The organism is Nocardioides daejeonensis (assembly GCF_003194585.1).
In the GTDB taxonomy this organism is placed as follows: Bacteria; Actinomycetota; Actinomycetes; order Propionibacteriales; family Nocardioidaceae; genus Nocardioides; species Nocardioides daejeonensis.
On the sequence record NZ_QHKZ01000001.1, the window covers coordinates 285,932 to 306,554 of the forward strand.

The following is a 20,623-nucleotide window of genomic DNA, read 5'->3' on the forward strand; positions in this document are numbered from 1 at the left end:
CCATGACGGCTCATGTGCACTGGGTGCCCGACCTGACGGACGCCGCGCCCGGCACCCCGGTCGAGGTGACCGGCGACGAGGCACACCACGCGGTGGCGGTACGCCGACTGCGCGCCGGCGAGCAGGTGGTGCTGACCGACGGTGCGGGAGTCTCCGTGACCGGCAGCGTCGCGGAGGTCGGCAAGCGCCGGTTCGTCGTCGAGGTCGCCGAGCGCCGGATGGATCCGCGTCCGACCCCCGCCTTCACGGTGGTCCAGGCCCTGCCCAAGGGAGACCGGGGCGAGTTGGCGGTGGAGATGCTCACCGAGCTCGGCGTCGATCGGATCGTGCCCTGGGCGGCCTCCCGCTCGGTTGCGGTCTGGCGTGGTGAGCGGGCGGAGAAGTCCCGAGCGAAGTGGGCGGCGACCGCGAGGGAGGCGGCGAAGCAGGCACGTCGCTCCTGGTTCCCCGAGGTGACCGGGTTGGCCACGACCGCTGACGTCGTGGCGCTGCTCGGCTCGGCCACCCAGGGGTTCGTGCTGCACGAGGAGGCCTGGGCGCCCCTGGCCGGCGTCACCCCGGACCCGGAGGGGCCGGTGGTGCTCGTCGTCGGCCCCGAGGGCGGGGTGAGTCCGGAGGAGATCGAGGCCTTCGCGCAGGCGGGCGCGCCCGCCGTCCGCCTGGGCAGCGAGGTGCTGCGCACCTCCACCGCCGGGGTGGCGGCGATGGCGACCCTCCTGGGACGCAGCGCCCGCTGGGCATGACTCGATCCGGCGCTCCGGGACGAAGTCAGGGGAGTCCCTGACGCGGTCGGAGCGGTCGATGCGAGAGGCTATGGCTCATGAAGCGACAGATCTTGGGGCTGGTTCGCCGGACGCTGCTCACCGTGCTTCCGGCTCGATCAGTGGATCTGTCGCGCCTCGACAGGATCCCCGAGCACCTCTCCTGGCCGCTGCGGCGCGACGGGTTCGACCCGGACCCGCGCTTGGCCAGCACCCGGGCGAGTGAGCCGGTGCACCGCCTCGGATCCCTGCTCGGCATCGACATCTGGCTCGTCACCGGCGAGGAGGCCGGCCGTCAGACGCTGACCGAACAGGATGCCTTCAGCACCGACATCCGGCCCTACGTCGGCAAGCGAGGTGCTGCGGACGGTGACATCGGTGGCCTCGGCTTCACCGATCCCCCCGACCACACCCGGCTCCGGCGCCTGATCACCCCGGAGTTCACGATGCGCCGGCTGCAGCGGATCCAGCCTTCGCTGGACCGGATCATCGCCGGCCAGCTCGACGAGATCGAGGCGCGCGCCCGGGTCCATGACGTGGTCGACCTGGTGCCCGCCTTCGCCTTCCCCATCCCGTTCCTGATGATCTGCGACCTGCTCGGCCTGCCTGACCGGGATCGTGAGACGTTCCGTGAGCTCGGCCATGCGCGCTTCGACGTGACCTCCGGCGGCGTCGGTGCGCTGGGCGCGATCTCCGCCTCGCGGGAGTTCCTCAAGGAGGCAACCGCCCGGCAGCGACGGGAGCCGGGGCCGGGCCTGATCGGCCAGATCATTCGCGAGCACGGCGACGAGATCTCGGACTTCGACCTGGCCGGCCTCGCCGACGGCGTCTTCACCGGCGGGATGGAGACCAGCGCGGGGATGCTGGCCATGGGCACCGCCGTCCTGCTCGGCCATCCCACCGCCTGGCAGCAGATGGCCGAGGACCCTGACTTCGTCGGCCCGGCCGTCGAAGAGCTGCTGCGCTACCTGTCGGTGGTGCAGGTCGCCTTCCCACGCTTCGCCAAGCACGACATCGTGGTCGGCGGCCAGTTGGTGCGCACCGGCGACGTCGTTCTGGTCTCGCTCCCCGGAGCCAACCGGGACCCGAGCTTCGGCGCGGCGCCCGACTCCTTCGACCCCACCCGCACGCCGGCCTCCCACCTCGCCTTCGGGCACGGGATCCACCGCTGTGTCGGTGCTGAGCTCGCGCGCATGGAGCTCCGGGCGGCGTACCCGGCTCTGGCTCGCCGGTTCCCGCAGATGCGGCTCACCGACGACGACCCGGGCTTCCTGCCCTCGTCACTCGTGTACGGCGTCAGGCAGGTTCTCGCCCGCCCCTGGTGATCGTGCGTGTCACCGGTGATCGAGCTTGTCGAGATCTCGACAGGCTCGACCTCCGGCGACGTCGCTCACTTCACGATGATGGTGCGGGTGTCCTCGTCCGGTCCGTTGCCCTCGGCGCCGCCGGTCGGGTCGTCGGTGTGGAAGCGCAGCACGTACTCACCGGGTGCCAGGCCGCTGAGGTCGACCTCGACCTCCCAGGGGAAGAGCTTCTCCTCCATCGCGCCCTCCGCCGTACCGAATCCCGTGGCGACCTCCTGGCCGTCCTTGAGGATCTGGTAGCCGACCCAGGCTTCGAAGCTGTTGGCGACCCCGGTGGCGGTGAAGCTGCCGGAGACGGTGGCGCCTTCGGCGGGGGAGGTGATGCTCATCAGCGACAGGGTCTTGAAGAGCTTGCCCGCGGCCAGCGGCTCGGCGGTGGGGACGCCGAGAATGGTGTCACTGGGTGACCCGTTCAGGGTCAGCTGCACCGGCACCCGGCCCTGCCCGTGGGCGGCCTGGGCGGTGTAGACGAGCTGCTGCACCGCCATGGCGGCGTCCTTGGCGGAGATGCTGGAGGGACGCTCACGCAGGTCGCCGGTCAGGCCGATCACGATCCGGTCGGTCTCCACGCCGATCTCCTGCACCTCGGCCCCCTCGGGCCACACCGTCCGGTAGTCCGGGTCCAGCGGCTGCTGGCGGATCGCGGCGTCGACCGCCGCGAAGATCGGGTCGGTGCCGTCGGGGTTGCGGTGGAACTCACGGTAGAGGCCGGGGCCGCGCGGCGTGTCGCCGATGTAATAGACCGGGACAGCGGCGCTGGTCGAGGACGGCTCCGGCGCGTCGGTGCTGCCGGTCGTCGTCGGCTCGCTGGGCGTGCTGTCGTCGACGGTCGCGCTGGGTGCGGTCGGTGCGGACGCCGGACCGGAGTCGGGCTTGTCGTCGCCGCCGCCGAGGCCACCGGACCAGACGATCACCCCGATCACGGCAGCGGTCGCGACGGCGGCGCCGCCGGCGCCGAAGAGGACAGGACGGCGTGCGGACATCTTCTTCTCCTTGGTCTTGCTGCGGATGCTGGTCAGCCCCTCGTGCGGGGTGACGTGGTCGACGGCGTCGTGCAGGAGCCGACGGAGGTCGTCGTCGTGGTCGTTCATCGGAGCTCCTCCGAGCCGTGGGGGGCGAGACGGGTGCGCAGGGCGGCCACGCCGCGGGAGGCATGGCTCTTGACCGCGCCCTTGCTGATGCCCAGCGTGGTGGCGATCTCTGCTTCCGAGAGATCCAGGTAGTAGCGCAGCGCGAGCACCTCACGCTGCCGGCGCGGCAGGTCGGCCAGCGCGTCGAGCACCGCGCCGCGCTGCTCGGCTGCCAGCGCCGCCTGGTCCGCACCCGGCTGAGTGGGTAGCGGAGCCGCCGCCTCCCGGGCGAGGTGCCGGTTGACGACACCGCGGTGTCGCAGCACCGACCGGCTGCGGTTCACCACGCTCTGGCGCAGGTAGGCGAGTGCCTTGTCGGGGTCGCGGAGCCGGTGCCAGCGGCCGTGCATCGCCACGAACGCGTCCTGCACGACCTCCTCGGCGGTGCCGAGGTCGCGGACGAGGAGCACGGAGAGACGCACGAGCTGACGCCAGTGCGCGGCGTAGAGCGCACCGACTGCGGCATCGGCGTCCCACACGTCGGGGGGCACGGTCACCGGCGAGGCCCGATCCAGGGGGAGTGCATGGGTGGTCACGCTAGTACGACGACGAGCCCGGCCGGTCGGTTTACCTGCGGAGGGGTGGTGCGTGTCGAATCTCCACGACCGTGCCCTCTATTGTCGGGTGTCATGAGCGCAGACTGCATCTTCTGCAAGATCGTGGCAGGCGACCTGCCGGGCGACATCGTGGCCGAGAGCGAGCTGTCGGTGGCGTTTCGGGACCTGATGCCCCAGGCGCCGACGCACGTTCTCGTGGTGCCGCGCAGCCACCACGAGAACGCTGCGGAGGTTGCCGCTGCGGAGCCTCAGGCCCTGGCCGACATGTTCCTGCTCGCCCGCACGGTGGCCGAGCAGGAGGGCCTGGAGGGCTATCGGGCGGTCTTCAACACCGGCGCCGCTGCCCAGCAGACGGTCTTCCATGCCCACCTGCACGTGCTCGGTGGTCGTCCCTTCACCTGGCCGCCTGGGTGAGACACGCGCTGAGCCGGGCGCCTGGGGCGCTTCGATGGAGTCAACGGGCTGCGTTCTCGGGGTTCGGCAGCCCACATGCTCCATCGGAGCGGAGAGGAATCCGACTGCGCCGCTGAGGGCGTGCGCCGTAGCATGGTCGGCACGATGACTGACACCCCTCACAAGGACACCTCCCGCACCCGCCACACCGTGGTGGTCCCGGCCAGCATCAACATGGTCAGCCTGCTCGGGCCCGGCGACGAGTTCCTCACCCGGATCGAGCGCGCGTTCGATGTCGACATCCACGTGCGCGGCAACCAGATCACCATGCACGGCGCGCCGGCCGAGATCGCGCTCGTCGAACGCTGCCTCGAGGAGCTGGTGACGCTGATCCGCACCGGTCAGGGCATCAGCGCCGAGGCGGTCGAGCGGGTCGCCGGCATGCTGCGCACCGAGACCGAGACGCGCCCCGCCGACGTGCTCAGCATGAACATCCTGAGCAACCGCGGGCGCACGATCCGGCCGAAGACCCTCAACCAGAAGCGGTACGTCGACGCGATCGACAACCACACCATCACCTTCGGGATCGGCCCGGCAGGCACCGGCAAGACCTACCTGGCGATGGCGAAGGCCGTGCAGGCTCTGCAGGGCAAGGAGGTCAACCGGATCATCCTCAGCCGCCCGGCAGTGGAGGCGGGGGAGAAGCTCGGCTTCCTGCCGGGGACGCTCACCGAGAAGATCGACCCCTACCTGCGGCCGCTCTACGACGCACTCCACGACATGGTCGATCCCGAGACCATCCCGAAGCTGCTGGCCGCCGGCACCATCGAGGTCGCGCCGCTGGCCTTCCTTCGTGGCCGCTCGCTCAACGACTCCTTCATCATCCTCGACGAGGCGCAGAACACCACGCCGGAGCAGATGAAGATGTTCCTGACCCGGCTGGGCTTCGGCTCCAAGATCGTGGTCACCGGCGACGTCACCCAGGTCGACCTCCCGGGTGGCACCCGCTCGGGTCTGCGAGTGATCCAGGAGATCCTCACCGACGTCGAGGACATCTCCTTCAACCGGCTCACCAGCCACGACGTCGTGAGGCACCGCCTGGTCGGGCAGATCGTGGCGGCGTACGACGACTTCGACTCCCGCGGTGAGCGCGCCCGGGCCGACCGTTCCGGAGGAAAGCACCAGTGACCATCGAGGTGATCAACGAGTCCGGGCGTGAGATAGACGTCCAGCGACTCTCCCGGCTCAGCAGGTTCGTGATGGACCAGATGCGTGTCCATCCCCTTGCAGAGCTGTGCATCAAGGCGGTCGACGAGGCCACCATCGCCCACCTCAACGAGCAGTGGATGGGGAAGGAGGGGCCGACCGACGTGCTCGCCTTCCCCATGGACGAGCTGCGCCCGGGCATGGTCAACGAGGAGCTCGAGGAGGGTGTGCTCGGCGATCTGGTGCTCTGCCCGGTCGTGGCGGAGCGGCAGGGAGAGACCGCCGGTCATGGCACCGAGGCCGAGATCGACCTGCTGACGGTGCACGGCATCCTGCATCTCCTGGGCTACGACCATGCGGAGCCGGAGGAGCACAAGGAGATGTTCGGCCTTCAGGCCCAGCTCCTCGACGAATGGCGCCAGGTCGCCACCTCGGAGGCCTGACCCCACGATGGAGTCTGCGGATCTCTGGGCACTGATCGCCATCGTCCTGCTGGTGGTGCTGGCCGGCCTGCTCACCGCCGCCGACGCGGCCCTCAGCGCCTTCTCCCGGGCCCGCGCCGAGGAGATCGCCGCCGAGGGGAAGCCCGGCTCACGCCGCCTGTTGCAGGTGCTCGACGACCCGGCCAGCTACCTGAACACCGCGCTGTTCCTGCGGATGCTCTGCGAGGTCACCGGGATCGTCCTGGCGACCCGCCTGGTAACCTCCACGATCGACGGCTGGTGGAACACGGTCCTGGTCAGCGTCGCCTCGATGGTGCTGGTCTCGTTCGTCGTCATCGGGGTCGCTCCCCGGACCCTGGGCCGTCAGCACGCCGTCCCCGTCGCGCTCTTCTCGGCCGGCCCGCTGGTACTGGTCACCCGGGTGCTCGGCCCGCTTCCCAAGCTGATGATCCTGCTGGGCAACGCGCTCACGCCCGGCAAGGGGTTCACCGACGGCCCGTTCTCCACGGAGACCGAGCTGCGCGAGCTCGTCGACATGGCCGAGGCGTCCAGCGTCATCGAGTCCGGCGAGCGCAAGATGATCCACTCGGTCTTCGAGCTCGGCGACACCGTCGTGCGCGAGGTGATGGTGCCGCGCAACGACGTGGTCTTCATCGAGCGCCACAAGAACCTCCGCCAGGCCATGTCGCTCTTCCTGCGCAGTGGCTTCTCGCGGATTCCGGTGGTCGGCGAGAACCTCGACGACATCGTCGGCGTCGCCTATCTCAAGGACATCTCAAGGCGGGTCTTCGACCACGCCGAGGCTGAGCTGACCGAGCGCATCGACCAGCACATGCGGGCCGCGCACTGGGTGCCTGCGGTCAAGCCCGCCGGTGAGCTGCTCACCGAGATGCAGGCCCGCCGCCAGCACATCGCGGTCGTGGTCGACGAGTACGGCGGCACCACCGGCCTGGTCACCATCGAGGACGTCCTCGAGGAGATCGTCGGCGAGATCACCGACGAGTACGACGCCGGCGAGGTCGAGGTCGAGGCGCTTGCCGACGGCGGCTACCGGGTCTCCTCGCGCTACCCGATCGACGACCTTGCGGAGCTCTTTCCCGGGCACCCGGTCGATGACGACGACGTCGACTCGGTCGGCGGGCTGCTCGCCAAGGAGCTGGGCCGGGTGCCGTTGCCGGGATCGGTGGCGATCGCGTACGGCCTGCGCTTCGAGGCGGAGGCGCCCGCTGGGCGACGCAACCGCGTCGGCCGTGTGGTGATCCGGCTGGCCGTACCGGCCGAGGAGCCGGGCGTTGACGCTGACTACGCTGAACCCCATGCCTGACCCGACCGCACTCTCCGCAGAGGACCGCAAGCTCGTCACCCTCGCCCGGGCCACCCGGGCCCGGACCGGCGCCGCGGAGGGCGCAGCCGTTCGCGACCTCGACGGGCGCACGTACGCCGGCGCCACCGTCGCGTTGCCCTCGTTGCAGGTCAGCGCGGTCGGTGTCTGCTTGGCGATGGCCCTCTCCTCAGGGGCGAAGGGCCTCGAGGCGGTCGTGGTGATGGGCGCCGAGACGCTGGCCGAAGTCGACGCTGAGGCGATCCGGGAGTTCGCCGGCGACGGGGTCGTCGTCCACCTCGCCTGAGGGGACCCTGCCTGCTCCGGCTACCCGAAACGCCCTGCTCCGGCTACCCGAAAACAAGGTTGGCAGGTGCAGTCAATCCGGCTACGTTGGGCATCGTGACTGCTCCAGCGGTAACGTCCCCGTCCTTGCAGGGATGGAGCCAGCACGAGGCCGCGGTCGCGCGACTGCGAGCCTCGATGGCCTCGATCTCGCCCGGTCATCCGGTTCGTCTTGCCAAGCGCACCTCGAACCTCTTCCGTCCGCGCGACCCGGTGCGTGGGGCGCTCGACGTCCGTGGGCTCGACGGCGTGATCGCGATCGACCCGGTGGCGCGCACCGCCGACGTACAGGGCATGTGCACCTACGAAGACCTGGTCGACGCCACCCTGCCGCACGGACTGATGCCCTTCGTGGTGCCGCAGCTGCGCACCATCACCCTCGGCGGTGCGGTGACCGGCCTCGGCATCGAGTCGACGAGCTTCCGCAACGGCCTGCCGCACGAGTCGGTGCTGGAGCTCGATCTCCTCACCGGCGCAGGTGAGATCGTGACGGCGACGCCCGACAACGAGCACGCCGACCTCTTCCGCAGTTTCCCCAACTCCTACGGCAGTCTGGGCTACGCGACCAGGCTGCGGATCGCGCTCGAGCCTGTACCTGGCGAGGTGTGGCTCCGCCACCTGGCGTTCCACGACAGTACCGAGCTGGCCGCCGTGGTCGAGGAGGTCGTCGCCACCGGCACGTGGGCCGGGCAGCGGGTCGACGCGATGGACGGCGTGGCCTTTGCTCCCGACGACCTGCGACTCACCCTCGCGCACTGGGGGCGCGGCCCTTATGCCGGGGCACCGTCCTCCTATACCGGCCAGCAGATCTACTACCGCTCGCTCCAGGAGCGCTCCGAGGACCTGCTCACGACCTACGACTACCTGTGGCGCTGGGACACCGACTGGTTCTGGTGCTCCGGCGCCTTCGGTCTCCACGATCCGCGGGTCCGGCGGCTGTGGCCGCGCCGCTGGCGCCGCTCGGACGTCTACCACAAGCTGGTCGGTCTCGATCGGCGCTACGGCATCGTCGACCGGATCGATCGCTGGAAGGGCCGGCCGCAACGGGAGCGGGTGATCCAGGACGTCGAGGTGCCCCTGGAGCGGCTCGGGGAGTTCCTCACCTGGTTCGACGGCGAGGTCGGCATGCGCCCGGTCTGGCTCTGCCCGCTCCGGCTGCGCTCCGGAGCCGGCGGTGGCGCGCGTCCCTGGCCGACGTACCCGCTGGAGCCGGGGCGCACCTACGTGAACGCAGGCTTCTGGGGGACCGTGCCGGTCGGCCCCGATGCTCCGTCGGGCCCCCTGAACCGGGCCATCGAAGAGCGGGTGGAGGCCCTGGACGGCCACAAGTCGCTCTACTCCGAGGCGTTCTACGACCCTGAGACCTTTGACCGTCTCTATGACACCGACAACCTGACCCGGCTGCGGGAGCGCTACGACCCCGACAGCCGCCTGACCACCCTCCACGACAAGGCGGTGCGACGACGTTGAGCCTGACCACTCCGGTTTCCCTTGCCCAGACCGTCGACAACCTGTTGGTCGACGGCCTTCCCCTCCGCTTCACAGCCTACGACGGCAGCGCGGCGGGTCCTCAGGACTCGCCGTTCCACCTCCACCTGGCCACGGAGCGTGGGCTCTCCTACCTGCTGACCGCGCCCGGCGACCTGGGGATGGCGCGGGCCTACGTCAGCGGCGACCTCGAGGTGCGCGGGGTGAGCCCCGGGGACCCGTACCCGGTCATGCAGCTGCTGCTCAACCATCTCCGGTTCCGCAAGCCGAGCGTGACCGAGGCAGCGACCATCCTGCGCAACATCGGCATCTCCACCCTGGTGCCGCCCCCGCCGCCGGCATCCGAGCACCTGCCGCGGTGGCGACGGATCGTGGAGGGGCTGCGGCACTCGCAGGCTCGCGACGCCGAGGTGATCGCGCACCACTACGACGTCTCGAACCGCTTCTACGAGATGGTGCTCGGGCCCTCGATGACCTACACCTGCGCGGTGCACGCCGACGACGACGTGACGTTGGAGGAGGCGCAGTGGGCCAAGTACGAGCTGGTCGCCCAGAAGCTGGCCCTGCGACCGGGCATGCGGTTGCTCGACGTCGGATGCGGCTGGGGCGGCATGGTGCGGCACGCCGCGCGGGAGCACGGCGTGCGTGCGCTCGGCGTGACCCTCTCCGCGGCGCAGGCGGAGTGGGCCCAGGCGAAGATCAAGGAGGAGGGGCTCGACGATCTCGTCGAGGTGCGCCACCTCGACTATCGCGACGTCGCGGAGAGCGGCTTCGACGCGGTCAGTTCGATCGGCCTCACCGAGCACATCGGGGTGGCCAACTACCCGTCGTACTTCTCCTTCCTGCGCAGTCGGCTGCGTCCGGGTGGGCGGCTGCTCAACCACTGCATCACCCGGCCGCACAACCGGCCCACCAGCACCGGCCAGTTCATCGACCGCTACGTCTTCCCCGACGGGGAGCTCACCGGCTCGGGGACCATCGTGACCGCCGCCCAGGACGCCGGCCTGGAGGTGCAGCACACCGAGAACCTCCGCACTCACTACGCCCGCACCCTGGCCGGCTGGTCGGCCAACCTCGCCGAGCACTGGGACGAGTGCGTCGCGGAGGCGGGCATCGAGATCGCCCGCGTCTGGGGGCTCTACATGGCTGGCTCCCGGCTTGCCTTCGAGCGTGATGAGATCGAGCTGCACCAGGTGCTGGCGACGCGCAACCACGACGACGGCGACAGTGAGTTCCCCCGCCGCCCGGACTGGGCGGCCTAGACGCAGCCGCCCGGACTGGGCGGCCTAGGCGCAGCCGCCCGGACTGGGTGGCTGCGCTGGCGCGCACCGGTGCTCACCAGAGGTAGGAGCCGACGTACCCTAAGCCGGTGAGTACCCGTGCCGACCAGTTCACCGCGCAGGTCCTGCGTCGCGAGGAGCTCAGCGACCACCTGGTGCGGCTGACCCTCGGCGGCGAGGGGCTTGCCGGGTTCCCCTCCACCGGCGTACTGGACGAGTGGGTCGGCCTGGTGGTGCCGGGGCAGTTCCAGAGTCGCTACTACACGGTGCGGAGCTGGGCCGACGGCGAGCTGGTGGTCGATGTGGTGGTCCATGCGGTCGGGCTGGTGACGGAGTGGGCAGCGGGCGACTGCGTCGGTGACACCGTGGTGATCACCGAACCGAAGGGCTCCTTCACGCTTCCCGAGGACGCCGCCTGGGTGCTGCTGGTCGGCGATCTGACGGCGCTTCCCGCAATGGCCCGGATCGCGGAGTCGACCACCGACCTCCCGGTCCGGATCTGGGCCGAGGTGCCCGAGCCGCACGAGGGCTACCTGCCTGAGGGCCCCGAGGTCACCTGGCTTCCCTCCGAGTACGGCGCCAGCCGGCTCGCGGAGGTCGTCGAGGGGATCGACTGGCCCGCGGGCGAGGGATACTTCTGGATGGCCGGGGAGTCCGCGCAGATGCGCGCCATCCGCAAGCACCTGATGCGGGTGCGCAAGCTCCCGAGCCATGCTTACGACGTGATGGGCTATTGGCGTGCCACGGCCGGCCGCCAGCCTCGCAAGGTGGACCCGGGGCCGATCTACCGGGCCGGCAAGGCCGCGGGCAAGTCCGACGACGAGATCTGGGCCGACTACGACGCAGCACAGGAGAACGCCGATGGATGACGACGACTTCGACGACGACTTCGCACCGGCCGATCTGGCAGCCGCGGCGGCCACGAGCTTCAGTCTCGACGTGCCGGAGGGCTACCGCAGCGGCTTCGCCTGCTTCGTCGGCCGCCCCAACGCGGGGAAGTCCACGCTGACCAACGCTCTCGTCGGCACGAAGGTGGCGATCACGTCCTCGCGACCGCAGACGACGCGGACCGTGGTGCGCGGCATCGTGCATCGCGAAGACGGTCAGCTGGTGCTCGTCGACACCCCCGGGCTGCACAAGCCGCGGACACTGCTCGGGGAGCGGCTCAACGACCTGGTGAAGACCACCTGGGCGGAGGTCGACGTGGTGGCGGTCTGCTTCCCGGCCGATGAGAAGGTCGGCCCTGGGGACCGGTTCATCGTCAACGAGCTGGGCAAGGTGCGCCGCACCATCAAGATCGCGGTGGCCACCAAGACCGACCTGGTCGGCCCGGACCGGCTGGCGCAGCACCTGCTCGACATCGCCGAGCTCGGACGCGAGACGGGCACCGACTGGGGAGAGGTCGTGCCGGTCTCCGCGGTCTCCGGCGATCAGGTGGAGCTGCTGGCTCAACTGCTGGTGGCCATGATGCCCCCCGGCCCGCCGCTCTACCCCGAGGGCGATCTGACTGACGCGCCCGAGGAGATCCTGGCGGCCGAGCTGATCCGGGAGGCCGCGTTGGAAGGCGTGCGCGACGAGCTGCCGCACTCGATCGCCGTGGTGGTCGAGGAGATGCGCTTGCGGGAGGACCGGCCCGCCGACCGCCCGCTGCTCGACATCCATGCCAACGTCTTCGTGGAGCGCTCCTCGCAGAAGGGGATCGTGATCGGTCACAAGGGCTCCCGCCTCAGGGAGGTGGGCACCAACGCGCGCAAGCAGATCGAGGCGATGCTCGGCACCCCGGTCTTCCTCGACCTGCACGTCAAGATCGCCAAGGACTGGCAACGCGATCCACGGCAGCTGCGGAAGCTCGGCTTCTAGGAGCCGTCAGGCGGGCGCCCAGCAGATCCCGTAGTGGCGCCCCGAGCGCCACTGCATGCGGTCCGGCCATTCGAAGCCCCACTCGTAGTTGAGCGAGTCGTCGGCGTTCGCCCGGGCCGCCTCCGTGCAGCGGTCCTTCCCCGCCGCCTGGGCTTTCGCCGCGCCCGGCCAACCGCCCTTCGCCCCCGGCGGTACGTCGACACTCGCCGTGGCGCGCCAGGTGTGCGGCTGGGAGCAGGCCACCCGGCTGAAGTCGGGCGTGCCGGGCTTGGCCGTGCCGCACATGCCGAAGCGCTCCCGGCCCTGCGAGGTGTCGAGCAGTCCACGCACGGCAGCGGGCAGGGGACCGAGGCGCTCGGGCTCGACGACGGCAACCACGTCGCAGCGGATCCAGGTCGCGCCGCGGTCGGACTCCTCGACGCTCGGGCTGAAGGAGGCCACGGCCAGCATGCTCAGCCGACGCTGCTCCGGTGAGCCACCGACTGCGGCGTCGAAGGCCGCGGCGCAGTAGCGGGCGGGCTGTCGACGTACCCGGACGGCGTCGACGGCCAGCAGGTGGCCGTCGACGGCGGTGCGCAGGCGTCCGACCTTGATCGTGCGCGAGGTGTGCGGCTTGCGGCACGGCACGGTGGTGTCCTCGGCCGTCGGCTGCACCGCTGTCGCGTAGTCGAGCCGGTGGCAGGAGCCGGCCTCGGGGGGTGCTGGAGGCCGGTCCGGCGTGCGCGGTGCGGCGCTGCTGGTCGGCCGTGGGGCAGGCGCCGCGTCGTCGCCGGAGCAGCCGGTCAGGAGTGCAGCCACGGTGACCGCCACAGCCACGCCCCGGAGCCAGGGGGTGGTCACTTGCGGGTCCTGGCCCAGCAGATCGAGCGCCGGTTGCCGGCATCCCACTCGGCCTGGTGGAACCAGGTGTAGGCGAAGTCGTAGTCGTCCGGGTAGCCGAGCCAGCCGCCGACCGAGCGCGAGCAGAAGTCGCGCGACTTCACCTCGACCAGGCGGTCCCCGGGGTAGGGGTCGCTGTCGGCGCCGACCTTGATGGTGGTGACGGCGCGCCAGGTGTGCGGACGCGAGCACGGCACCTTCACGGAGCCGGCGACGCTCGGACCGTCGGCGCAGACCATCCAGTCGTCCTTCGGCTTGCCGAGCATCAGCCCCTTGGCGGTCTTGGGCAGTGCCACGTACTCCTTCGACTGCTCGCCGCCGCCGACCACGTCACAGCGGTACCACCGGGCTCCGTCGTCCCAAGCCTTCTCCGAAGGCCGGAACCACGCCCAGCTCAGCACCGAGCGCATCACCAGGGACTCGTCGGCGCCGAGGAACTCCTCGAAGGCGGCCGAGCACGTTTCGTAGGCGTAGGCGCTCAGCTCGGGGTCGTCGTAGTCGGCCTCGGCGAAGCGTCCGGGCAGCTCGCCGGTGGCGTAGGTCTCGGCGGTGTGCTTCTCTGCGCAGTCGACCGTGCGGGTCGCATTGGTCGGCTGCGCGACGTCGTCGGGGGTAAGCATCCGGCACAGGCCGTTGTCGGGCACCTCGGTCGAGTCGACCAGGTCGGGGTCGACCCGGGTGTCCGACTCGTCGCCGCCGCAACCGGAGGCCAGCAGCACGAGGGTGGCGACGCCGAGCATCGCAGCGAGACGACGGGTCACGGCGGTCACGGCATTCCCTCCCGGGAGTCGGTACTGGCGGGCCTACCCTAGTGCGCTGAGTCCGAGATCACGGCAGCGACCGTCGCCCCGAGCTCCCATGCCTGCTCGAGGTGCTCGTCGGTCACCTCGCCCAGCACGTCCACGCCGGCGTGGGCCTGGCGCCAGCCGAGGGCACCGACGATCGACTGCACGGAGCGCACCGCACCGGTGGTGTCGTAGCGTCCATGCACCCAGTAGCCCCACGGACGCTTCGCGGTGGCCCCGGAGGGCTGTTCGCTGGCGGCGCCGCTGTCGTCGAGCGCGCCGCCGATCGCCAGGAAGTTGCGGTCGAAGAAGTGTTTGAGTGCGCCGGACATGTAGCCGAAGTTGGCCGAGGTGCCGAGCAGGTAGCCGTCGGCGGCAAGCACGTCGTCGGCGGCCGCGTCGAGGGCCTCCCGGACGACGACCTCGACGTCGGGAATCTCCTCGTTCGCGGCGCCTTCGACCGCGGCGTCGCGCAGCGCCCGCAGCGAGCGGGAGGGTGAGTGGTGGACGACCAGCAGGCGAGCCAATGTCTTCTCCTCAGTCAGGTGCGCTATCGTGTCTCTTGTCATGATGACTCTTCACAGCCTCCTCCTTCGCTGCCGCAGCGAGGTCTGAAAGCCGGACCCCCTCGCTGCGGAGTTTCGTGGTGCGTGCCCGGCGCCCGACCCACCATCGAAGCGAGGAACCCATGACCAACCTGAGCAACACCGCCAACAGCCAGAAGCCGAGCGGGATGCCGCACCAGCGCTACTCGGCGTTCGTGCCGGTCGACGTACCTGACCGCACCTGGCCCACCAAGCGGATCACCCACGCGCCGCGCTGGCTGAGCACCGACCTCCGCGACGGCAACCAGGCGCTGATCGACCCGATGAGTCCGGCTCGCAAGCTGAAGATGTTCGACCTGCTGGTCGGCATGGGCTACAAGGAGATCGAGGTCGGCTTCCCGAGTGCCAGCCAGACCGACTTCGACTTCGTCCGGCAGCTCATCGTCGAGGACCGGATCCCCGACGACGTCCAGATCTCCGTGCTGACCCAGGCGCGTGAGGACCTGATCTCCCGCACCATCGAGTCGCTGGTCGGTGCCGACCGCGCCACGGTGCACCTCTACAACGCCACGGCGCCGCTCTTCCAGCGCGTCGTCTTCGGCGTCACCCCCGACGAGTGTCGGGCGATCGCCACTCGGGGCACCGAGCTGGTGATGAAGTACGCCGAGCAGCTGCTGGGCGGGATCGTCGGCAGCGAGGACTTCGGCTACCAGTACAGCCCGGAGATCTTCACCCAGTCCGACACCGACTTCGCACTGAGCGTCTGCGAAGCGGTCTCCGACGTCTGGCAGCCCGAGGCTGGTCGCGAGATCATCCTCAACCTGCCGGCTACCGTGGAGATGTCCACGCCGAACACCTACGCCGACCAGATCGAGTACTTCTCGCGTGGGTTGACCCGCCGGGAGCACTCCGCGATCAGCCTGCACCCCCACAACGACCGGGGTACGGCGGTCGCCGCCACCGAGCTCGCGCTGATGGCCGGTGCCGACCGGGTCGAGGGCTGCCTGTTCGGCCACGGGGAGCGCACCGGCAACGTCGACCTGGTCACGCTGGGGATGAACCTGTTCAGCCAGGGCATCGACCCTCAGATCGACTTCTCCGACATCGACGAGGTACGCCGCACGGTCGAGTACTGCACGCAGCTGCCCGTGCACCCGCGACACCCGTACGCCGGTGACCTGGTCTACACGGCTTTCTCCGGCTCGCACCAGGACGCGATCAAGAAGGGCCTCGAGGACCTGGACCAGAAGGCGATGGCGCAGGGCATCTCGGTGCGCGACATCGCCTGGGAGGCGCCGTACCTGCCGATCGACCCGAAGGACGTCGGCCGCACCTACGAGGCCGTGATCCGCGTCAACAGCCAGTCCGGCAAGGGCGGAGTCGCCTACATCCTGAAGGCCGACCACAACCTGGACCTGCCGCGGCGTGCGCAGATCGAGTTCAGCCGGGTGGTGCAGGAGCACACCGACAGCGAGGGCGGCGAGATGACGCCCGAGCAGATCTGGCGGGTCTTCAGCGCCGAGTACCTCGACCGGGACACCCCGCTCAGGCTGAACTCGGTACGCACCTCGTCGACGGCCGGCGGCAAGGACGAGCTGGCGGTCAACATCTACGTCGACGGGGAGGAGCGGGAGCTGGTCGGCACCGGCAACGGACCGATCAACGCCTTCACCAACGCGCTCTCCGAGCTGGTGGCTGCCGAGCAGGAGAAGGGCAACCCCGCGTTCGAGAACCGTGGCGACGTGCGTGTCCTGGACTACGCCGAGCACGCCCTCTCCGCCGGTGGTGACGCGATCGCCGCCGCCTACGTCGAGTGCGCGGTGCGTGACCAGATCCTGTGGGGCGTCGGTCTCGACGCCAACATCGTGACCGCGTCGCTGAAGGCGGTCATCTCGGCGATCAACCGCGCCAACTGAGTCGACTGCTCGGCGTCCGGTCCCGTCGGGGACCGGACGCCGAGCCATGTCGGGGGTCAGTCAGGCGCGGAGTGGGTCACGTGGTCGGACGGGTGGCGGACCACGTAGTTGCCCGCATGTGTGCGACCGGGCAGCGGAGCAGTGTGGTGGCCATCACAAGTCCCCGGGCTCAGAGCTCGGAACGAGAAAGGTCGCCCCATGTCCGCACTGCTTACCGAAACTCCCGTCGTCCTGGGTGATCACCTCGCCCGCGCCCGCGCTGTTGCCCAGATCATCGAGGCCGAAGCCAACGAGATCGAGGACCGGGCCACCATCACCAAGCCTGTCTACGACGCGCTCGTCGACAGCCGTCTCTTCTGGATGATGGTGCCGGAGGAGCTCAACGGCGAGGGCATGAGCCTGGTCCAGGCCTTCGAGGTCATCGAGGAGCTCTCCCGGGCCGACGGCTCCACCGGCTGGGCGTTCATGGCCAACAGCCTCAGCACCTCCCTCGCTGCTGGCTTCCTGGCGGACAAGGGCGCGCGCGACCTCTTCGACCAGCCGGTCCCCGGGATCACCGCAGGCATGATCCTGCCGACGGGTTCCGGTCGTCGGGTCGAGGGGGGCTATGTCGTCACGGGCAACTATCAGTTCGCCAGTGGCTCGGCCCACGCCTCGTGGATCGGTGCCGGTTTCATCGTCCATGACGACGAGGGCAACCCACTGACCTCCGCGGACGGCCAGCCGGTCTGCCGCACCGCGTTCGTGCCGCGGGAGCAGGTGGAGTTCCGGGGCAACTGGAATGTGTGGGGCCTGGTCGGCACCGGTTCCTACGACTATGGACTGACCGAGGTGTTCATCCCTGAGGAGCACGCCTTCGACACCTTCTCGACGACCCCGGTGCGACCGGAGCCTGCCTATCGGTTCGGCCTGCTCGGCATCGGGGTCGGCGGACATGCCCCGGTCGCCCTGGGGATCGCGCGTCGGGCACTCGACGAGATCGTGAAGATCGCCAGCGTGAAGGGGCGGGTCGGGTACGCCACGGTGATCGGAGACTCCGAGCTCTTCCGACTCGAGTTCGCTAAGCACGAGGCGCTCTACCGGGCCGCTCGCGCCTACGTCTACGAGGTGCACCAGGAGGCGGAGGAGTGGATCAACGCGGGCAATGAACTCACCCAGGTCCAGGGCGCCCGTCTGCGTCAGGCGGTCACCTGGGTCCAGGAGGTCAACGCTCAGGTGACGAACTTCGCCCACCGCTGGGGCGGCAGCCAGTCGTTCCGCAACCCGACGGCGCTGGGTAGGGCCACGCGGGACGCGGCCATCGCCACGCAGCATCTGCTGGTCGACCCGATGACCCTGGTCGATGCGGCCGGCCCGATCATGACCGAGTACGGCGAGGGGCGCCTCAGCTGACGCAGGCGGCGTGACCGGGCTTCAGACTTCGCCCCGGGGAGTGGAGGTGATCCGCTTCCCGGGGCGTCAGCTGCGCACGATGGCAGCGACCTGGGTGCGGTTGGTGACGAGCAGCTTCTGCAGCACCCGCTCCACATGCCCCTCTACCGTGCGTGGGGAGAGCACCAGCCGAGAGGCTATCTCCTTGTTGGAGAGCCCCTGTGCCACCAGCGCCGCTACTTCGCGCTCGCGTGGGGTCAGCTCGTCGACCCCCGTGGCCGGGGTGGGGGACGCAGGCGCGGGCATCTGTTCGTCGAGAGCGAAGGCGATCGCCTCGGTCACCGACTTCGCCGCACCTTCGCCGTGAAGTCGGTGGAAGTGTTCCGCGCCCAACCGCTCCTGGGTCGCGGCGGTGTGTCGCTCGCGGACCTCCATCCAGTGACGAGAACCATAGAGCTGCCGCCCGAAGCCGTCCCACAGCTGCGCCGCGGAGCCGGCCAGTACGGCGGCCCGCTCCAGTTCGCCGAGCGTCGCCTCGGCCCAACCGAGGAGATCGAGCAGCAGGGTGGCGCCGATCTCATCGTCGAACTCCCGGATCATCTCCAGGCCGGCTTTGGCCAGGGCTCGGGCCCGCTCACCGTCGCCGGCCAGCAGGGCCACCGCTCCCAGCCCGAAGTCGGCATAGGCATGGAACCAGCGTTCCCCGGTGACAGCCGAGCGCTGCTGGACCTCCGCGTAGTGCTTGCTTGCCAGGTCGAGCTGATCGGTCGAGGCATAGAACATGCCCAGATGTACGTCGAGTGCCGAGCGCAGGCCGCCGAGTGGCTCGCGCTCGCCGTAGTGCTCGAGAGCAGAGAGCAACAGCGGCTCGGCGGCGGCGAAGTCGCCGCCGAAGTAGGCCATCAACCCCTGGGTGTGTTCGACGAAGTCGAGTGTCGGTTGGTCGTGGGCGTCGGTCGCGATACGGCCCGCGACGTCGATCGCGTGCGTGGCGCTCTCGCGATCGCCCTGCAGCGTCTCCACCAAGGCGAGGGTGGCCAGTGCCTGGCCCTGTTCGGGCGTGCCGGCGACGCTCGCCGAGAGCCGGTCGAGCCACAGCCGATGCTCGCGCACCGAGAAGCCGCCGGCCCACAGGAACCATGGTTCGGCGACGACCTGGGCAGCGGTGCGGCGTACCTCGGGGTCGGACTGGCTCTCGACGGCCCACCGCAGGGCGGTCCGCAGGTTGGCGCGGTTGGCGCGGAACCACGCGTTGATGCGCACCTGATCCGGCCCTGGCCATGCCGCGACGAGCTCTCTGACCTTGGTGTGCACCCAGGTCAGCAACCGTAGGTGCAGGGTGGCCGCTTCGTCCTCGTCGAGGTGCCCTTGACCGTACTCACGGATGGTCTCCAACATCCGGAAGCGCACCGACCCGGCGACCTCTTCGCGCTGCAGGATCGACTTGCCCGCCAAGGCCATGATCGCGTCGAGCACCTGAGCCGCCGGCAGAGCGGCGTCGGCGCAGACCTCCTCGGTCATGGCCAGATCGAAGCCGTCGGTGAAGATCGAGACGCGCCGCCAGAGCAACTGCTGCTCCGAGGTGCACAGATCATGGCTCCAGTCGAGCGTGGCCGCCAGCGACCGGTGGCGGACCGGCGCGGCCCGGCTGCCCGTCGTCAGCAGCTCGAGGCGTCGGTCGAGCCGGTCTGCGAGCTCGGTGACCGAGAGGACGGCCAGGCGCGCGCAGGCCAGCTCGATGGCCAGGGGAAGGCCGTCGAGCTGTCGACAGACGCGACGTACAGCCTCCCGGTTGCTCTCCGTGATGCGGAACCCGCCGAGCACGGCGTCCGCACGACTCTCGAAGAGCTCCATGGCGCTCTCCAGCGCTGGGTCGCCAGCTGGGCCGTCGGAGACGGGGAGTGGGCTCAGCGGCAGGACGAACTCCTCGGGCAGAGAGAGGACCTCGCGGCTGGTGACGATGACGGTCAGCGTGGCCGTCTCCTGCAGGAGCGCATGCACCAGCGAGGCGCTCGCATCGATCAGGTGCTCGCAGTTGTCGATGACCAACAGCATCCGACGTCCGGAGAGATGCTCTACCAGGGCGGCCTCGGCGGTGGAGCCCTGCTGGTCGCGTCCAGCCAGCCGCAGTCCCTCCAGGACGGCTTGCGCGATCAGCTCCGGGCTACGGAGGCCGGCCAGCTCCACGAACCGGACGCCATCGGGGAAGGCGCGCCGCACTTCGTGGGCGACGTGGGTGGCCAGGCGGGTCTTGCCGATGCCTCCGATGCCGGTGATCGTGATGAGCCGGTGCTCACCCAGGAGGCCGCGGAGCCGGGCGAGCTCCGCACGACGCCCCACGAAGGGCGTCGAGAAGTGCGGCAGGCCCAGCGAGTGGGGGGTGCTGAGCTGCGGACCCGGTGGCACCGGCGCCGCGCTGTCCGGTGCGGGCACGGGGTTGTCCGTCGGGCCGACGCTGCTGGACGTCGTCGCGCCGAGGGCGGGGGTCGTGGCCCGGGCGTTGTCGGGGACCTCTTCGCGGGCTCGTGCGACGAACTTGGCCAAGGTGGAAGGGGCATGGCGCCAGTCGAGTTCCGCGGCGATCTGCGCCACCGTCTTCGCCGGGTCGTCGCGGACGAGTCGGCGGATCCGCTCCCCATGCTGGTCGTAGAGCGTGCTGCGCGCCCCGCGCGAGTCGTCTGGGGCGCTCTCGAACGAGAGGGCGCGTCGGACGGTGTTGCGCGACATTCCCAACCGTCGCGCAATGCCTTTGATCGATTCACCGGAAGCATGGAGTGAGGTCACCTGCTCCCACTCGTCCTTATTCATTAACTGCCAGCTTTCCACGGTTATCATGCGGTGATTTCCATCACTGTCATCGACGCGGCGCGTGCTTGTCAAGCGCGTCGGCGACGCGGAGATTTCGGCGCCGGAGGCCGGGGGGTCAACTCGTGGAACGAGTGAGCCGACTCGAGCGCCAGGGGGCCATCGGCGCCCCTG

General features: G+C 70.0%; 19 protein-coding genes. 13 read left to right on the forward strand and 6 right to left on the reverse strand.

The genetic code is table 11. The features are described 5' to 3' along the window. Positions 1 to 2: 2 nt before the first annotated feature. Both DNK54_RS01370 and DNK54_RS01375 read left to right on the forward strand, forming a co-directional pair. Positions 3 to 743: a 16S rRNA (uracil(1498)-N(3))-methyltransferase gene (locus DNK54_RS01370; RefSeq protein WP_110205161.1), complete on the forward strand. Its 741-nt coding sequence runs from the start codon at positions 3 to 5 to the stop codon at positions 741 to 743. A gap of 77 nt (positions 744 to 820) precedes the next feature. After that, the gene (locus DNK54_RS01375) at positions 821 to 2,086 is read left to right on the forward strand and encodes a cytochrome P450 (RefSeq protein WP_110205162.1); all 1,266 of its coding nucleotides are present in this window, start codon (positions 821 to 823) and stop codon (positions 2,084 to 2,086) included. Between the two features lie 65 nt (positions 2,087 to 2,151). Here DNK54_RS01375 and DNK54_RS01380 read toward each other — a convergent pair whose 3' ends face one another. Together DNK54_RS01380 and DNK54_RS01385 are read right to left on the reverse strand one after the other, a co-directional pair. Then, the gene (locus DNK54_RS01380; RefSeq protein WP_110205163.1) at positions 2,152 to 3,216 is read right to left on the reverse strand and encodes a Gmad2 immunoglobulin-like domain-containing protein; all 1,065 of its coding nucleotides are present in this window, start codon (positions 3,214 to 3,216) and stop codon (positions 2,152 to 2,154) included. Beyond that, the gene (locus tag DNK54_RS01385) at positions 3,213 to 3,791 is read right to left on the reverse strand and encodes a SigE family RNA polymerase sigma factor (RefSeq protein ID WP_239459852.1); all 579 of its coding nucleotides are present in this window, start codon (positions 3,789 to 3,791) and stop codon (positions 3,213 to 3,215) included. Before DNK54_RS01385 ends, DNK54_RS01380 begins: the two co-directional genes overlap by 4 nt. A 93-nt stretch (positions 3,792 to 3,884) precedes the next feature. On the opposite strand from DNK54_RS01385, the gene DNK54_RS01390 reads away from it, so the two are divergent. The 9 genes from DNK54_RS01390 (at position 3,885) to era (ending at position 12,148) form a co-directional block, all read left to right on the forward strand. After that, complete coding sequence (locus tag DNK54_RS01390; protein WP_110205164.1) at positions 3,885 to 4,226, forward strand: HIT domain-containing protein; 342 nt, start codon at positions 3,885 to 3,887, stop codon at positions 4,224 to 4,226. Between the two features lie 144 nt (positions 4,227 to 4,370). Then, entirely contained in the window at positions 4,371 to 5,393 is a 1,023-nt protein-coding gene (locus tag DNK54_RS01395) for a PhoH family protein (RefSeq protein WP_110205759.1), read from the forward strand. Continuing rightward, positions 5,390 to 5,854 (forward strand): rRNA maturation RNase YbeY, encoded by a 465-nt coding sequence (gene ybeY, locus DNK54_RS01400; RefSeq protein ID WP_110205165.1) that lies wholly within the window; start codon positions 5,390 to 5,392, stop codon positions 5,852 to 5,854. The genes DNK54_RS01395 and ybeY overlap by 4 nt, the downstream gene beginning before the upstream one ends. Positions 5,855 to 5,861: 7 nt before the next feature. Further along, on the forward strand, positions 5,862 to 7,178 hold the full coding sequence (locus DNK54_RS01405; protein WP_110205166.1) for a hemolysin family protein: 1,317 nt from the start codon (positions 5,862 to 5,864) through the stop codon (positions 7,176 to 7,178). After that, the gene (locus DNK54_RS01410; RefSeq protein ID WP_110205167.1) at positions 7,171 to 7,482 is read left to right on the forward strand and encodes a cytidine/deoxycytidylate deaminase family protein; all 312 of its coding nucleotides are present in this window, start codon (positions 7,171 to 7,173) and stop codon (positions 7,480 to 7,482) included. Before DNK54_RS01405 ends, DNK54_RS01410 begins: the two co-directional genes overlap by 8 nt. Positions 7,483 to 7,607: 125 nt before the next feature. Beyond that, a complete protein-coding gene (locus DNK54_RS01415) occupies positions 7,608 to 8,990 on the forward strand; it encodes an FAD-binding oxidoreductase (protein ID WP_239459853.1) in 1,383 nt (460 codons plus the stop codon). Next, the gene (locus DNK54_RS01420) at positions 8,987 to 10,270 is read left to right on the forward strand and encodes an SAM-dependent methyltransferase (protein ID WP_110205169.1); all 1,284 of its coding nucleotides are present in this window, start codon (positions 8,987 to 8,989) and stop codon (positions 10,268 to 10,270) included. Before DNK54_RS01415 ends, DNK54_RS01420 begins: the two co-directional genes overlap by 4 nt. Before the next feature lie 107 nt (positions 10,271 to 10,377). Continuing rightward, entirely contained in the window at positions 10,378 to 11,157 is a 780-nt protein-coding gene (locus DNK54_RS01425; RefSeq protein ID WP_110205170.1) for a siderophore-interacting protein, read from the forward strand. Further along, entirely contained in the window at positions 11,150 to 12,148 is a 999-nt protein-coding gene (gene era / locus DNK54_RS01430) for a GTPase Era (protein WP_110205171.1), read from the forward strand. Before DNK54_RS01425 ends, era begins: the two co-directional genes overlap by 8 nt. Before the next feature lie 6 nt (positions 12,149 to 12,154). Here the strand turns inward: era and DNK54_RS01435 are convergent, their stop codons facing one another. The 3 genes from DNK54_RS01435 to DNK54_RS01445 are packed head-to-tail and all read right to left on the reverse strand — an operon-like array spanning position 12,155 to position 14,381. Further along, the gene (locus DNK54_RS01435) at positions 12,155 to 12,988 is read right to left on the reverse strand and encodes a septum formation family protein (protein WP_162602261.1); all 834 of its coding nucleotides are present in this window, start codon (positions 12,986 to 12,988) and stop codon (positions 12,155 to 12,157) included. Next, entirely contained in the window at positions 12,985 to 13,797 is an 813-nt protein-coding gene (locus DNK54_RS01440; RefSeq protein WP_239459854.1) for a septum formation family protein, read from the reverse strand. The genes DNK54_RS01435 and DNK54_RS01440 overlap by 4 nt, the downstream gene beginning before the upstream one ends. A gap of 38 nt (positions 13,798 to 13,835) precedes the next feature. Further along, positions 13,836 to 14,381, reverse strand: a complete 546-nt coding sequence (locus DNK54_RS01445) for a flavodoxin family protein (protein ID WP_239459855.1) — start codon at positions 14,379 to 14,381, stop codon at positions 13,836 to 13,838. Positions 14,382 to 14,500: 119 nt separating this feature from the next. Here DNK54_RS01445 and leuA point away from each other — a divergent pair, with 119 nt between their 5' ends. Then, a complete protein-coding gene (gene leuA / locus DNK54_RS01450; protein ID WP_110205174.1) occupies positions 14,501 to 16,273 on the forward strand; it encodes a 2-isopropylmalate synthase in 1,773 nt (590 codons plus the stop codon). A gap of 198 nt (positions 16,274 to 16,471) precedes the next feature. After that, positions 16,472 to 17,665, forward strand: a complete 1,194-nt coding sequence (locus tag DNK54_RS01455) for an acyl-CoA dehydrogenase family protein (RefSeq protein ID WP_110205175.1) — start codon at positions 16,472 to 16,474, stop codon at positions 17,663 to 17,665. A 66-nt stretch (positions 17,666 to 17,731) separates the two neighbouring features. Here the strand turns inward: DNK54_RS01455 and DNK54_RS01460 are convergent, their stop codons facing one another. After that, positions 17,732 to 20,479 (reverse strand): LuxR C-terminal-related transcriptional regulator, encoded by a 2,748-nt coding sequence (locus DNK54_RS01460; protein WP_338036266.1) that lies wholly within the window; start codon positions 20,477 to 20,479, stop codon positions 17,732 to 17,734. Positions 20,480 to 20,623 lie beyond the last annotated feature (144 nt).